Origin of the sequence: Klebsiella sp. X1-16S-Nf21, assembly GCF_002837615.1 — a bacterium.
In the GTDB taxonomy this organism is placed as follows: domain Bacteria; phylum Pseudomonadota; class Gammaproteobacteria; order Enterobacterales; family Enterobacteriaceae; genus Klebsiella; species Klebsiella variicola.
On the sequence record NZ_PJDK01000108.1, the window covers coordinates 1 to 14,144 of the forward strand.

General features: G+C 63.1%; 13 protein-coding genes. 4 read left to right on the forward strand and 9 right to left on the reverse strand.

The features are described 5' to 3' along the window. From pqqF to CW267_RS27890, 7 genes are all read right to left on the reverse strand, one after another. Nucleotides 1–2,048 (reverse strand): pyrroloquinoline quinone biosynthesis protein PqqF (pqqF, locus tag CW267_RS31125; protein ID WP_101148689.1); only part of this gene is annotated, 2,048 nt, incomplete at its 3' end. Continuing rightward, nucleotides 2,048–3,190, reverse strand: a complete 1,143-nt coding sequence (gene pqqE, locus CW267_RS27865; RefSeq protein WP_012968140.1) for a pyrroloquinoline quinone biosynthesis protein PqqE — start codon at nt 3,188–3,190, stop codon at nt 2,048–2,050. The genes pqqF and pqqE, both read right to left, overlap by 1 nt. Then, on the reverse strand, nt 3,177–3,455 hold the full coding sequence (pqqD, locus tag CW267_RS27870; RefSeq protein WP_008804779.1) for a pyrroloquinoline quinone biosynthesis peptide chaperone PqqD: 279 nt from the start codon (nt 3,453–3,455) through the stop codon (nt 3,177–3,179). The genes pqqE and pqqD overlap by 14 nt, the downstream gene beginning before the upstream one ends. 2 nt (nt 3,456–3,457) lie before the next feature. Further along, nucleotides 3,458–4,213 (reverse strand): pyrroloquinoline-quinone synthase PqqC, encoded by a 756-nt coding sequence (gene pqqC / locus CW267_RS27875; protein WP_008804780.1) that lies wholly within the window; start codon nt 4,211–4,213, stop codon nt 3,458–3,460. Continuing rightward, nucleotides 4,207–5,133, reverse strand: a complete 927-nt coding sequence (gene pqqB / locus CW267_RS27880; protein ID WP_008804781.1) for a pyrroloquinoline quinone biosynthesis protein PqqB — start codon at nt 5,131–5,133, stop codon at nt 4,207–4,209. Before pqqB ends, pqqC begins: the two co-directional genes overlap by 7 nt. A gap of 54 nt (nt 5,134–5,187) precedes the next feature. Beyond that, on the reverse strand, nt 5,188–5,259 hold the full coding sequence (pqqA, locus tag CW267_RS27885) for a pyrroloquinoline quinone precursor peptide PqqA (protein WP_002905689.1): 72 nt from the start codon (nt 5,257–5,259) through the stop codon (nt 5,188–5,190). A gap of 136 nt (nt 5,260–5,395) precedes the next feature. Then, a complete protein-coding gene (locus CW267_RS27890; RefSeq protein ID WP_100780999.1) occupies nt 5,396–6,415 on the reverse strand; it encodes a dipeptidase in 1,020 nt (339 codons plus the stop codon). A 243-nt stretch (nt 6,416–6,658) separates the two neighbouring features. Here CW267_RS27890 and CW267_RS27895 point away from each other — a divergent pair, with 243 nt between their 5' ends. The 4 genes from CW267_RS27895 (at nt 6,659) to CW267_RS27910 (ending at nt 11,111) form a co-directional block, all read left to right on the forward strand. Then, complete coding sequence (locus CW267_RS27895; RefSeq protein WP_100781000.1) at nt 6,659–7,651, forward strand: alpha/beta fold hydrolase; 993 nt, start codon at nt 6,659–6,661, stop codon at nt 7,649–7,651. 86 nt (nt 7,652–7,737) lie between these two features. Beyond that, on the forward strand, nt 7,738–8,478 hold the full coding sequence (locus CW267_RS27900) for a response regulator (protein WP_004180014.1): 741 nt from the start codon (nt 7,738–7,740) through the stop codon (nt 8,476–8,478). Next, on the forward strand, nt 8,475–9,818 hold the full coding sequence (locus CW267_RS27905) for a sensor histidine kinase (RefSeq protein WP_100781001.1): 1,344 nt from the start codon (nt 8,475–8,477) through the stop codon (nt 9,816–9,818). The genes CW267_RS27900 and CW267_RS27905 overlap by 4 nt, the downstream gene beginning before the upstream one ends. Before the next feature lie 102 nt (nt 9,819–9,920). Then, nucleotides 9,921–11,111, forward strand: coding sequence for a cytochrome c biogenesis protein/redoxin (locus CW267_RS27910; protein ID WP_100781002.1), 1,191 nt, complete (start codon nt 9,921–9,923; stop codon nt 11,109–11,111). A gap of 549 nt (nt 11,112–11,660) precedes the next feature. Here the strand turns inward: CW267_RS27910 and CW267_RS27915 are convergent. Together CW267_RS27915 and CW267_RS27920 are read right to left on the reverse strand one after the other, a co-directional pair. Then, nucleotides 11,661–12,554: a LysR substrate-binding domain-containing protein gene (locus CW267_RS27915; protein WP_064323525.1), complete on the reverse strand. Its 894-nt coding sequence runs from the start codon at nt 12,552–12,554 to the stop codon at nt 11,661–11,663. A gap of 205 nt (nt 12,555–12,759) precedes the next feature. Next, nucleotides 12,760–14,144 (reverse strand): pyridoxal phosphate-dependent decarboxylase family protein (locus tag CW267_RS27920; protein ID WP_101148690.1); only part of this gene is annotated, 1,385 nt, incomplete at its 5' end.

The window sequence follows — 14,144 nt, forward strand, 5'->3', positions numbered from 1 at the left end:
TGGCGCAGAAAGGTTTTACAGCAGCGGAGTAGCTCCCCGGGGCGGCGTTCCGGGGACTGGAGCGCCATCAGCAGCCCATCGCGATCGGCAACGCGCTGATAGCGGCAGCTCACCACATAGCCTATCTGCTGCTCCACCCGCAGGCGCTGGAAAAACGGCGGCTCGCAGAACTGCGCCAGCACCCACAGGGCCGCCAGTGAAGCGCCTTCCGGCAGCGGAAGAAAGACCAGTAGCGCCGTGTCGCCCCGGGGATAAGCCAGCCGCTCGACGCCGCCGCGGCAGGGGGCCGGAGCGGGCATCGGCGGATTAACCGGGACGGTAAGCCGGCTCAGCTGACGCGCTACCCACTGCGCATCTTCCGCGCTGCCGCCAATCAGGGCCGCCAGCCAACCTTCCTGGTGCGCTGACGTACCCAGCCGTTCGGGGAGCTGGGCCATGAGATGACGGATCGCAATACTCTCCGGCGGTGGGGGCAGCGGGGCGACCGGGAGCGCGAGATGCCGCACGATGGCCTGCAGAATCGCCTCCGGCCGTTGGCCGGACGCAGGCAACTGCAGGATCAGCTGCCAGCTACCGTCGAACAGATGCCACTCGCCGTGTCCCCCGGCATGGCGCAGGGCGGCAAGTAATGGACGCAGCTGTTCCCCGCGCGCCAGCCCCCCGGCCGGCGTGGGCGAGCAGTAGAAGGGCGGTCGCAGCAGGAGCGTCGGCGGCTCTCCCGGTGACGGGAGGTGACGCAGTGGCGCGGCTTCCGCCGGGCTTTCGGCCACGAGCTCGCCAGCGGCCTGCGGATAAAAAGCGAATGCCAGCGCCGGGTCAGAGACCGGACGTGGCGACCAGCGGCTGAGCGGCAGGCTAAAGCCCTGGGTGGCTACCGTTGCTCCGGGGGGCTGCGTCTGGCAGGCCAGGCTGACCGTGGGGGCGGCCAGCAGGGCGGCGCAAAAATCGGCGAACCCGGTGGGCGGCGCCCCGGGGGCAAAGCCGAATGCCCGCTGGCGCAGCTGATCGAGGGGCGACAGCGCCTGAAAACGGCGCCGGGACAGCTGATAGTAGTGTTGCTGCTGCTCAGGCGTCGTCTGCTGTAGCGCCTGCAACCAGTGGGTTATCTGCCGGTCGACCTGTTCCGGCCGGTCGCTGGCGAAAATCAGCGCCAGCCAGCCGACGTGCTGATCCTGATACAGCCAGTTCAGCGCCACGTCCTCGGCCATCCCGCGCTGGCGCAGGCCGGCCATCAGGCTACCGGGGGCTTCATCCAGCAAAAACTCGCGCAGTAACGTGACATTGTCACTTAAGGCGATCAGCGGGCAGCGCCACAGCGCGGGCTGGCTGGAGACGGCCAGCTGCAGTTGAGGGGGCTCGCCCAGAGTCAGCGGCGGCGCCGGCGGCGGAGCCTCGCCCGGGGCAAGCCCGGCGGCGAAACGTGCCGCCAGTTCGCCAAGCACCTCCAGCGACTGCGGCCCCTGCAGCCAGAGTTGCATCCGGCGGGCGACGTAGTGGCTATGGTGAAAGTTGCGTAAGGCCGCCTGTAGCGCGAGGAAATCCTCCCCCAGCGACACGGCGTCGCCGACCTGAAAGCGGCGAAACGCCGCGGGCGCGATGGCGGCGTGACGCACGGCGGCTTCCCGTCGCGACAACTCATGCTGTTGGATCAGGCGGTTTTCGGCGTCGATAACCGCGACTTCGCGTTGAATATCGTCCCTGAGCAGCAGCGGCGCCTGCAGCATCTCCTGCAGGCGCGCGACGCCGTCAGCCAGGCCCTCGGCGGCGACCTCGAAAAAGAAAGCGCTGTGGCGGGCCAGGGTGGTGGCATTCACATCCCCTGCCTGGCGCTGCACCCAGCTCATCAGCCGTTCATCTTTGCGGTAGCGCTCACCGCCGTAAAACAGCAGGTGTTCCAGCAGGTGCGCCAGACCGGGGAAGCGCGACGGTTCGTGGTGGCTGCCGGCGGCAACCCGCACCAGGGCCGCCGCGCGATCGGCCTGCGGCTGATGAACCAGGGTGGCCTGCAGGCCGCCCGGCAGGGTGACGGTGCGGGTCGCCAGCGTCATTACAGTTCCCGGGTTTTGTAGATCAGCTGCGAGCGGGTACGGTTGCGGAACTGCAGCTGGTTGACTTTGATGTCGCTGCAGGCCGCTTCGCGCCGGGCCTCAAGGATTTTGTGATGATGTGGGGATTTGCTGCACACCGGGTCGGCGTTATCGGCGCTGCCGGTCAGCATAAAGGCCTGACAGCGGCAGCCGCCGAAGTCTTTCTCTTTTTCATCACAGGAGCGGCACGGCTCCGGCATCCAGTCATACCCGCGATAACGGTTGAAGCCGAACGAGTCATACCAGATCGATTCCAGACTCTGCTCCAGCACCGACGGGAACGCCACCGGCAGCTGGCGCGCGCTGTGGCACGGCAACGCAGTGCCTTCCGGAGTGACGCTGAGGAAAATCGATCCCCAGCCGCCCATACAGCCTTTCGGGCGTTCCTCGTAATAGTCCGGGGTGACGAATAGCAGGTTGGTGAGGTTACCGCTGGCGGCCATTTTCTGCCGGTAATCGGCGACCACCTGCTCGGCGCGGGCGATCTGTTCCCGGGTCGGCAGTAACCCCTCGCGATTAAGAAACGCCCAGCCGTAAAACTGGCAGGTGGCGAGCTCGACGTCATCGGCTTCCAGCTCAATGCACAGCTCGATAATTTTATCGAGCTGGTCGATGTTATGCCGGTGGAGGACGAAGTTCAGCACCATCGGGTAGTCGCGCGCTTTCACCGCTCTGGCCATCGCCAGCTTCTGCTGGAAGGCTTTTTTATTGCCGGCAAGAGCGGCGTTGAGCACCTCATCGCTGGCCTGGAAGCTAATCTGGATATGGTCCAGTCCGGCCTCGCTGAAGGCGTCGAGTTTGCTCTCGGTTAGCCCAATTCCCGAGGTGATCAGGTTGGTATAGAACCCGAGGTCGCGCGCGGCGCGGATCAGCTCCGGCAGATCTTTACGGGTCAGCGGCTCGCCGCCGGAAAAGCCCAGCTGTACGCTGCCCATCGCTCGCGCCTGGCGAAAGACCTCGATCCATTGTTCGGTGGTCAGCTCCTTTTCCTGCCGGGCGAAGTCCAGCGGATTGGAACAGTAGGGACACTGCAGCGGGCAGCGGTAGGTCAGCTCCGCCAGCAGCCACAGCGGCGGATTGACGGCGGGTTTATTCTGGCTCACGGCAGGTGATCCACTTCTGTTGACAGGCGATCTGCAGGAACTCGACGACGTCGTCATCGACGCCGCCGGCTTCCGGGAAACGTTCGTTAAGCATGGCGATAATCGCCGCGACGTCGCGCCGGCCATCGACCAGCTCGAGGATCGCCGCGGCGGTCTCATTGAGTTTAGCCATTCCCTCCGGATAGAGGATCACATGGCTCTCCTGGGCGGCTTCCCACTGCAGTCGGTAGCCGCGACGAAAGGCAACGATGGACGTTTTTTGCATGATTACACCAGTCGGGTCGTGTGCCAGGCCGCCTTGTCGGTGACCGTGTGATAGGGCGGGCGCTGCAGAGCGTAGGCCATGGTCATGGCATCGAGCATCGACCACAGGATGTCGAGCTTAAACTGCAGGATCTCCAGCATCCGGTTCTGTTTTTCAGCGCTGTCACAGTAGGTCTTCGCCAGCGCCAGACCATGCTCAACGTCGCGGTTAGCCTGGCTCAGACGACTGCGGAAGTAAAAATAGCCTTCCTCTTTGATCCACGGATAGTGCTGCGGCCAGCTGTCGAGGCGCGACTGATGGATCTGTGGGGCGAACAGCTCGGTCAGGGAGCTGCAGGCCGCCTCCTGCCAGCAGGCGCGACGAGCGAAATTAAGATAGGCATCCACCGCGAAGCGCACGCCGGGCAGCACGTGACGCTCGCTGAGCAGGTCGTCGCGGCTCAAACCGACCGCTTCCCCCAGCCGCAGCCAGGCTTCAATCCCGCCATCTTCGCCGTGGCTACCGTCGTGGTCGAGGATCCGCTGCACCCATTTGCGCCGGGTCTGCGCATCCGGGCAGTTAGCCATAATCGCCGCGTCTTTCAGCGGAATGGTGGTCTGGTAATAAAACCGGTTCGCCACCCAACCCTGAATTTGCTCGCGGGTCGCTTCGCCGTTATGCATGGCGATGTGGTAAGGGTGGTGAATATGGTAGAAGGCGCCTTTAGCCCGCAGAGCCTCTTCAAAGGCCTGCGGCGACAGCGTGTCGGTGATTAGCATGCGGTATCCTGAAGGGTGATTGCCATCCCGTCCCAGCTCACTTCAATCCCCTGTTGCGTTAGCGCCTGGCGCTGGGGAGACTGTTCGTTAAGGATCGGGTTGGTGTTATTAATATGAATGAGAATTTTGCGTTTTGCCGGCAGGGAGGCCAGCAAGGCCATCATCCCGTGCTCATCGCTGAGCGCCAGGTGTCCCATATCACGGCCGGTATTGCGCCCAACGCCGGCGGCCTGCAGCTCGTCATCCTGCCAGACGGTGCCATCGATCAGCAGACAGTCCGCTTTTTGCAGCCACGGCAGAAGGGCTTCATCCGGCTCACCCAGCCCCGGGGCATAGAACAGCGTCTGCCCGTTGCGGCGGTTTTCGATAAACAGCGCCACGTTATGGCCCGGCAGCGGCCGGTCGCGATACGGCGAATAGGGCGGCGCGTTGCTGGCGATAGGCACGGCGGTAAACTGCAAATCAGGGCAGGCGTCAACGGTAAAAGGCTGCTGCGGGGCGATGGGATGATGCACCAGGCCTCCGTTCCAGTGTCGCAGCATGGTAAACACCGGGAAGCCGGTAGAGAGATCCTCATGAACCTCCGGCGTGCACCACACCTGGTGCGGGCAGCCTTCGCGCAGGCTCAGCAACCCGGTGGTGTGGTCGATCTGGCTGTCGGTGAGAATAATGCCGCCGATAGACGTCCCGCGCAGTACGCCGGGTTTATTTAACTCGGGGGTATGGGCAATCTGCTGGCTGATATCCGGCGAGGCATTGCACAGCACCCACTCTTTGCCGTTATCGCTGACGATGATCGACGACTGGGTGCGGGCACTGGCCTGAATGGTGCCGTTGCGCAGACCCTGACAGTTGGCGCAGTTGCAGTTCCATTGCGGGAAACCGCCGCCGGCGGCGGAGCCGAGGACTTTAATGAACATGAAGACGGACCGGGTAATGAATGAAGGTGCCCGCGCGAACGGCGGGCGGGGCGATTAACGGTTAGAAATGTACAGCGTCACTTCCAGACCGAGACGTAAATCGATAAAAGCAGGTTTCTTCCACATGTTGTGTTCCTCTTAAAAATGACGACAGGCCTCACGGATAATGCTGGATCTGTGACGGCCGCCGCATATTGCGCTTCACCGGGAGAGAGATCAACCCGGAATCTGTAAGGAATTAACTTTATGTTTACAATATAACCTATTGTTGCCAAACCTTTTTTAATACCCGCAGCCAGTTGTTCCACAGCAGCTTATCCAGCACCAATTGATCATAGCCATTGTCCCGCAAGGCATTGATAAGCCGCGGTAAGCCGGCCACATCCCCCAGCTCGTCGGGCAGGGTGATGCCGTCAAAATCCGAGCCGAGAGCCACATGATCCTCACCCATTATGTTAATAAGATAGTCGATATGCCGGACAATGGTGGTTATGGGCGTGTCGCTGTCGCGCCGTCCGTCGGCGCGCAGGAAAGCATTGCCGAAATTGACGCCCACTACGCCGCCGCTGTCGCGGATCGCCCGCAGTTGCCGGTCGGTCAGATTGCGCGGCTGTGGGCACAGGGCGTGGGCATTAGAGTGGGTGGCCACCAGTGGGGCGGTGGAGTGGTGGGCGGTATCCCAAAAGGCCTGTTCATTCATGTGCGAAACATCGATCTGCATCTTCAGGGCGTTGGCCTGAGCGATGAGCGCAATGCCCTCGCGAGTGAGACCCGGCCCGCTGTCCGGGCTGCCGGGAAAGGCGCCGGTGACCCCGCAGCCGAAGCGATTGGCGATGTTCCAGAACGGACCAATGCTGCGCACCCCGGCGCGATAAAAGGCCTGCAGATCTTCGCCTTGCGCGTCGAACCCGCCAGCACCTTCGATGTGCGCCACCATCGCCAGCGCGTTATCCTGGCGACAGCGTTCGATATCCGCCGCGCTCAGGCACAGCCGCGCGCGGCTGGCGTCATGGGCGCAAATCGCCTTGAGGATAGCCAACTGCTGCCAGAGGATCGCCCGCGGATCCCACGCCTGGCTGGCGTACTGCGGCGCCACGCGGGCGATATACTCCTGCGGCGGCACAAAGAGGGCGAACAGGCCGCCGGCCAGCCCGCCCTGGCGGATACGCGGATAGTCGAGATGGCCGTTTTCTATCCCGGCAAAGAAGGCGCTTACCGGATCCTCACGATGGTGAAGCCAGAGATTCAGCAGCAGGTCATTGTGACCATCAAAAATCGCCATAGCGGGTTCCTGCGTTCTTAAGTGGTGAAAAATGCCTGCCACGGTAACGGATTTATCTCCTGGGGCAAGCATAAATTCACATGCCCGCAACAATTGCCAACCTCGACTCTGTATCACACTGTATCTCGCGGCGCAGCGCTGACATTAAGAGATAAAAATGGCCCCGGTCGGGCACATGGCGGATACAAATTTCCGCTTTACTGGTCACGTACTCTCTTGATGATGATAAAAGGTGAGAAAGTGATGAACAGATTATCCCTGATCCGCTATACCAGCGCCACGGCGCTGGGGTTATCCACCCTGTGGTCCGCTGCCGTTTGCGCCGCGGAAGACGCGGGGGCGTTCGACAAGATCCACCAGATCCGCGCCGGCGACCTGAATATAGGCTACGTGGATATCGGCCCGCGCGACGGCCAGCCGGTGATCCTGCTGCACGGCTGGCCCTACGATATTCAGAGCTATGCTCAGGTGGCGCCGGCTTTAGCGCAGAAGGGTTACCGGGTCATTGTGCCGTATCTGCGCGGCTACGGCACGACCCGTTTCCTCTCCGCCAGCACGCCGCGTAACGGTCAGCCGTCGGCGATGGCGGCCGATATTGTCCATCTGATGGACGCCCTGAACATCAGGCAGGCGGATCTGGCCGGCTTTGACTGGGGCGCGCGCACGGCGGATATCGTCGCCGCGCTGTGGCCGCAGCGGGTGAAATCCCTGGTCTCGGTGAGCGGGTATCTGATCAGCAGTCAGCAGATTGGCGAAAAACCGCTGCCGCCGCAGGCGGAGCTGTCGTGGTGGTATCAGTTCTATTTTGCCACCCCGCGCGGCGAAGCCGGTTACCGGCAGAACACCCACGACTTTGCGAAATTTATCTGGCATCAGGCGTCGCCGCAGTGGAAATTCAGCGACGCGACTTTTGCCAGAACCGCCCGGGCGCTTGATAACCCGGACCACGTGGCGATCACCATCAGCAACTACCGCTGGCGCCTGGGGCTGGAGAAGGGGGAAGCGAAGTATGCCGGCTATGAACAACGGCTGGCGGCGCTACCGCCGATAACCGTGCCCACCATCACCCTTGAAGGGGCGAATAACGGCGCGCCGCATCCGGCTCCCGCCAGCTACCGGGCTAAATTTACCGGAAAATATGAACACCGGGATCTGCAGGGGGCGGTGGGCCATAATCCGCCGCAGGAGGACCCGGCAGACTTTGTCCAGGCGGTGGTGGACGCCGACCGTTTGTAATCCGCGCCTTGCCGGCGGCGCGACGTTGCGCTTCCGGCAACACGGCTTATGCTTGTGAAGAGTTTATTTTGCCGCAGGAGCAGCCTTTGGAGCGTATTGACCACATCCTGGTCGTCGATGACGACCGCGATATTCGGGAACTGATTGTCGACTATCTGGAAAAATCGGGATATCGCGCCAGCGGCGCGGCGAACGGCAAAGCCATGTGGTCGGTGCTCAAAAATCATCAAATTGACCTGATTGTGCTGGATATCATGATGCCGGGCGAGGACGGCTTAACGCTCTGCCGCCAGCTGCGCGCCAACCCGCAGCAGGATATTCCGGTGCTGATGCTCACCGCCCGCACCGACGACAGCGACCGGATCCTCGGCCTGGAAATGGGGGCTGACGATTATCTGATTAAACCCTTTGTGGCCCGCGAACTGCTGGCGCGCATCAAAGCCATTTTACGCCGCACCCGGGCGCTGCCGCCCAATCTGCAGATCACCGAGGCGGGCAGGCTGATCGCCTTTGGCGACTGGCTGCTCGACACTGCCGCCCGCCACCTGCTGGACGACAGCGGCGCCATCGTCGCCCTCAGCGGGGCGGAGTATCGGCTGCTGCGGGTGTTTCTCGATCACCCCCAGCGGGTATTGAACCGCGACCAACTGCTGAATCTGACCCAGGGACGCGACGCGGAACTGTTTGAGCGGTCAATTGACCTGCTGGTGAGCCGACTGCGCCAGCGGCTACGGGAGGATGCCCGCGAGCCGGCCTACATTAAAACGGTGCGCAGCGAAGGCTATGTGCTGTCGGTGCCGGTCTCCATCCGCGAGAGGCATGAATGAGGTTTTGGCCCGCCTCGCTGCAGTCGAGGCTGGTGGCGCTGCTGTTTCTGGCGCTGCTGCTGGCGAATACTTTAACTCTGTCGCTGCTGTTTTATGAGCGTATGAGCAGCGCTCGCAGCGTGATGCTGGGCAATCTGGCTTCCGATGTCGCCACCAGCGTGGCGATCCTTGACCGCCTGCCGGCCGCTGAGCGCCCGCAATGGCTGCCGAAGCTGGCGCGCGGCAATTATCGCTATCTGCTGGACTCCGGCGAGCGCGGCGACTACCCGGACAGCTGGCGCGCCCGGGACGCAGCCCGCTCCCTGCAGGAGGCGCTGAGCGCGCAGTATCCGGTAAGTATTGTGACGATCCCCGGCCCGCGGCAGCATATTCAGGCCCATATTACCCTCCACGACGGTACCCCGTTGACTCTCGATCTGTGGCCGAAGCTACCGGCCATCGCCCGCTGGCTGCCGGTGGTGCTGATCGCTCAGTTTGTTCTCCTGCTGGCCTGCGCCTGGTATGCCGTTCGCCAGGTGTTGCTGCCCATCACTCGCTTTACCCGCGCAGTGGACGCCCTTGAACCGGCCAGCGACACGGCGGGAACCATGGCCGAGCAGGGGCCGGAAGAGGTCCGCCGTGCCGCTCGCGCGTTTAACGCGATGCAGGCGCGCATCCACGACCATCTGCAGGAGCGGGCGCGGATCCTCGCCGCTATCTCCCACGATCTGCAAACCCCGATCACCCGAATGAAGCTGCGGGTGGAGATGGCCGACCAGCCGGAACTACGCGATAAGCTGCTGCAGGATCTCGACAATATGACCCGCCTGGTGCGGGAGGGCATCGCCTTCGCCCGCACCTCGCAACCGCTGGCGGAGGCGCGCCAGCGGCTGAACCTTGACGCCTTTCTCGACACCATCGTCTGCGATTATGCCGATGTCGGCCGGCCGGTGCGCTTTTGCCCCGAAGATACCGCCGGGGTGGTGTGGATCCCACCGCAGGCCCTGCGCCGGGTGATGACCAACCTTATCGATAACGGGCTGAAATTCGGTACGACGGTCTCGGTAACCCTGACCCGCGACGCCGCCGGGGATGTCACTATTCATGTGCTGGATGAGGGGCCGGGGATCCCTGAGGCCTCGCTACAGGCGGTGTTGCAGCCGTTTTATCGCCTGGAGGACTCGCGCAATCGCGATACCGGCGGCACCGGTCTGGGGCTGGCGATTGCTGCGCAGCTGGTCAGCCAGATGAACGGCACGCTGCGTCTGACCAACCGCCCGCAGCGCGGCCTGGACGCCAGCGTTCGCCTTGCCGCGGCGGGATTGTATCCTGCTGTATCTCCGGCGCAGACGGATAACTAAGCCGACAATTCTCCCCCTTTCCCGACACATTCGCCTTACATGCCCTTGCTGTAATGTCGTGGCTGCCACTCTCGGCAGCGACGACATAATGAGGAGAAGGCGATGTCGATATTCATTGCATTTTTGGGCGGAATGTTAACCCTGCTGAGCCCCTGTACGCTGCCGGTGATCCCGCTGCTGTTCGCCTGCGTCCGGGGCCGCCGGGGGCAGCTGGCAATTATGCTGGCTGGAATGGCGCTGATGTTCGGCGCGGTTTCGTGGCTGGTGACGGTCGCCAGCGGCTGGGTGGTGAATCTGACCCTCGCAGGCCGCGGCCTGGCGCTGGCGTTCTTCGCCCTGGTCGGGCTGAGCCTGCTTTCGCAGCGCGTCGCGCAGCGGTTGACCTCACCCCTGGTGGCGCTGGGAAATCAGCTTAACAACGCCAGCTCACGCCAGCGCGGCTGGATCGGATCGCTGCTGGCCGGGCTGGCGGTGGGCCTGCTGTGGGCCCCGTGCGCCGGGCCGGTACTGGGGGCGATACTCAGCCTGGGCTTTGTGCATCCGGGCCAGGCGACCACTGGCGGGTTGCTGCTGGCTTACGGCAGCGGCGGGGCGCTGATGTTATTCCTGCTGGGGTGGTGCGGCGCGGCGTTGATTGCCCGTCTGCGTCGTGGGCTGGCGTTCGGCGAACGGCTGCGCCGGCTGGCGGGGGTGGCGATGCTGGCCTCGGTGGCGCTGATCGCCAGCGGCGGCGATCGCTATCTGCAAAGTGCGGGAGGCTGGAGTCAGGCGCTGGAGCAGCGGCTGGCCGCCCGTCTGCCGCAGCCGGAGCAAAAGACCATCCTCCAGCCGATCGCCGCGCCGCAGCCCAGCAGCGCGATGCCCTCCCTGGCGGGAGGCAGCGCGTGGCTCAACAGCCCGGCGTTAACTCCGGAGCGTCTGAAGGGCAAAGTGGTGCTGGTGGATTTCTGGACCCGGGAGTGCATCAACTGTCAGCATACCCTGCCTTACGTGCGCGACTGGGCGAACAAATACCGCGCGGCCGGGCTGGTGGTGATTGGCGTCCATACCCCGGAATATCCCTGGGAGCGTTCGCTGCCGCTGCTGCGCCAGGCGGTGAAGGACTGGCGGATAACCTACCCGGTGGTGGCGGATAATGAGTACGCCATCTGGAACGCCTTCGGCAATCAGTACTGGCCGGCGCATTACATTTTCGACGCTCGCGGACAGTTGCGTTATACCGCCTTCGGCGAAGGGGATTATGCCCGCCAGGAGCAGGTGATCCAGCAACTGCTGCAGGAGAGCAAAGCCTGACCCGCGGCGTAGGCGTCTGGCGGACGGTTCCCTCCAGCCCTTATACTGATGCCGGGCGGCGCTGCGCTTGCCCGGCCTACAGGAGCGCGCAGGGAGATGTAGGCCCGGTAAGGCGCAGCCGCCACCGGTCATTGAAGCGGGAATGGTACAGAATGCCCATTGCCGGTGACTGCCGGACGGTTCCCTTTATCCCTTGTGCCTGTTGCCGGGCGGCGCTGCGCTTGCCCGGCCTACAGGAGCGCGCAGGGAGAATGTAGGCCCGGTAAGGCGCAGCCGCCTCCGGTCATTGAACCGGGAACGGTAAAGAATGCCCATTGCCGGTGATTGCCGGACGGTTCCCTTTATCCCTTGTGCCTGTTGCCGGGCGGCGCTGCGCTTGCCCGGCCTACATGAGCGCGCAGGAAGAATGTAGGCCCGGTAAGGCGCAGCCGCCACCGGGCATCGAAGCGGGAACGACACTGGATGCCCATTGTCGGTGACTGCCGAACGGTTCCCTCTCCCTTCAGGGAGAGGGTTAGGGTGAGGGTGAATGGAAGTTGCGTGACAACGTCACATCTCGACCCACCCCTGCAGGGCCTCGGTCATCAGTTCGCCGAGCAGCGCCACGGCGGCGGAATGCTGTCCCTCGCGCGGGGTTTGTTGCAGGTTAACGGCCAGGCTACCTGGCGATGGCAGCAGCCCGGCGACGGTGCGCAGGTTGCCGGGCATGCCGATGCGGGTGCGTATCGTCAGCCCCAGGCCAGCCTGTACCGCCGCCCAGATGCCGTTCAGGCTGTGGCTGACGAATACCACCTGCCAGGGGATCCCCGCGGCATCGAGACAGGCAATAGCGCGAGAGCGCATCAGGCACGGGCTGTCGAACATCACCAGCGGCAGCGGCTCGCCGGAGGCCAGCAGTGCACCAATATCCAGGTCAGGATGCGCAATCCACGCCAGCGGGCAGCGGCCCATCCCGGGACCCTGATCTTCGGTTTGCCACAGCAGCGCCAGATCCAGCACCTCTTCCGCCAGCGCCTGGCGCAGCGGACCATTGCGATCCACCCTGGCGACTATCCGCACCTGCGGATGATGCCGTTTAAATTGCCCCAGGATCCCCGGCATCAGCGATTCGCCAAAATCTTCCTGCATACCAAGGTGGATCTCGCCGGTGAGTCGCTCGCCCTGCAGCGCGCGCAGGGTTTCATCATTGAGCGCCAGCAGTCTTCTGGCGTAGCTCATCAGCTTTTCGCCTTCCGCGGTGAGCACCAGATGCCGCCCCTGTTTGGCCACCAGCGCCGTACCGCACTGGCTCTCCAGCTTTTTAAGCTGGGCGCTGACGGCCGAAGTGGAACGCGACAGGCGCAGTGCTGCCTGGGCGAAACTGCCGCACTCCATGCCGGTCACAAAGCTACGCAGGGCGTCGAGATCCAGTCCCGGTAAGCGTTTCTCCATCATCATCCTCATTTTCAGGATGTTTATCCTGAACGTCGTTATTCTCGGGATAATACTGTGGCATCGCGAAAGGCAGGCGTCAACGGGCCCAGCGACCAGCCAGGGAGCAGAGAACGTCAGTGGCGCGGAAAGAAATAAAAAAGCCGATAAGGAGATTATCGGCTTATTGCAGGCAAGGCTGACAGCGGGGCGGCAGGCGCCGCCTCGCTAAGGCAGGTTATTGCGCCAGCAGCTCCTGAGCGGTGCGTTCCACCAGGTTAAGCAGAACCTTCACGTCATCCAGCGTCACCACCGGGTTCAGCAGGGTCAGCTTCAGGCAGGTGACACCGTTATGCTCGGTCACGCCAACGTTAGCGCGGCCGGAAGCCAGCAGGGCATCGCCGACGCGCTGGTTGAGCAGCGCGATAGCCGCCGCGTCGCTCTGCGCCATCTGCGCCGGACGGGAACGGAACAGCACGCTCGCCAGCTGCGGCTGCATCACCAGCTCCAGCGTCGGCTGCGACTTCACGTACTCCGCCACGTTTTTCGCCATCGTGACGCCGTGATCGATGATCGCCGCATACTGTTTCTGGCCCAGCGCTTCCAGACCCATCCACAGCTTCAGCGCATCGAAGCGACGGGTGGTCTGCAGCGACTTAGACACCAGGTTCGGTACGCCGTGTTCTTCATCGAACTCGGAGTTCAGATAGGCCGCCTGATAACGCATCAGCTCGTAATGGCGCGCGTCCTTCAGCAGGAAGGCGCCGCAGCTGATGGTCTGGAAGAACTGCTTGTGGAAGTCCAGGGTAACGGAATCCACCAGCTCCAGACCGTCAAGGTAGTCACGATACTGCTCAGACAGCAGCAGCGCGCCGCCCCAGGCTGCGTCAACGTGCAGCCAGATCTGATGTTCCGCGGCGATACCGGCGATGTCGCGCAGCGGGTCGATAGCCCCCGCGTCGGTGGTGCCGGCGGTGGCGACGATCGCCATGATCTGCTCGCCGTTAGCCTGCGCTTGCGCAATCTTCGCTTTCAGATCGGACACGTCCATCCGCGCGAATTCGTCGGTTTTCACCAGCGTGACCGAGCGGTAGCCGAGGCCCATCAGCGCCATGTTCTTCTGCACCGAGAAGTGGGCGTTTTCCGAGCACAATACTTTGTACTTGCGGATATCCCCCGGCAGCCCATCCTGCTGGATGGAGTGCCCCTGACGGGCGAAGAAGGCGTCGCGCGCCAGCATCAGGCCCATCAGGTTGCTCTGGGTACCGCCGCTGGTGAAGACGCCGGCGTCGCCAGCCGGATAACCGACCCGGGCGCGCAGCCATTCGATCAGCTTCATCTCAATGATGGTTGCTGACGGGCTCTGGTCCCAGGAGTCCATGCTCTGGTTGGTGGCGTTGATCAGTACTTCCGCCGCCTGGCTAATTACCAGGCTCGGGCAGTGCAGGTGCGCCACGCACTGCGGGTGATGCACCGACAGGCTGTCTTTCAGGAAGTACTCGATCGCACGATCAATCGCCGCCTGGTTACCCAAACCCTGTTCGTTAAATTCAAGGGAGATACGCTCACGCAGCTCGTCAACGCTTTTCCCCTGATACATCTCAGGTTGCTTCAGCCACTGCA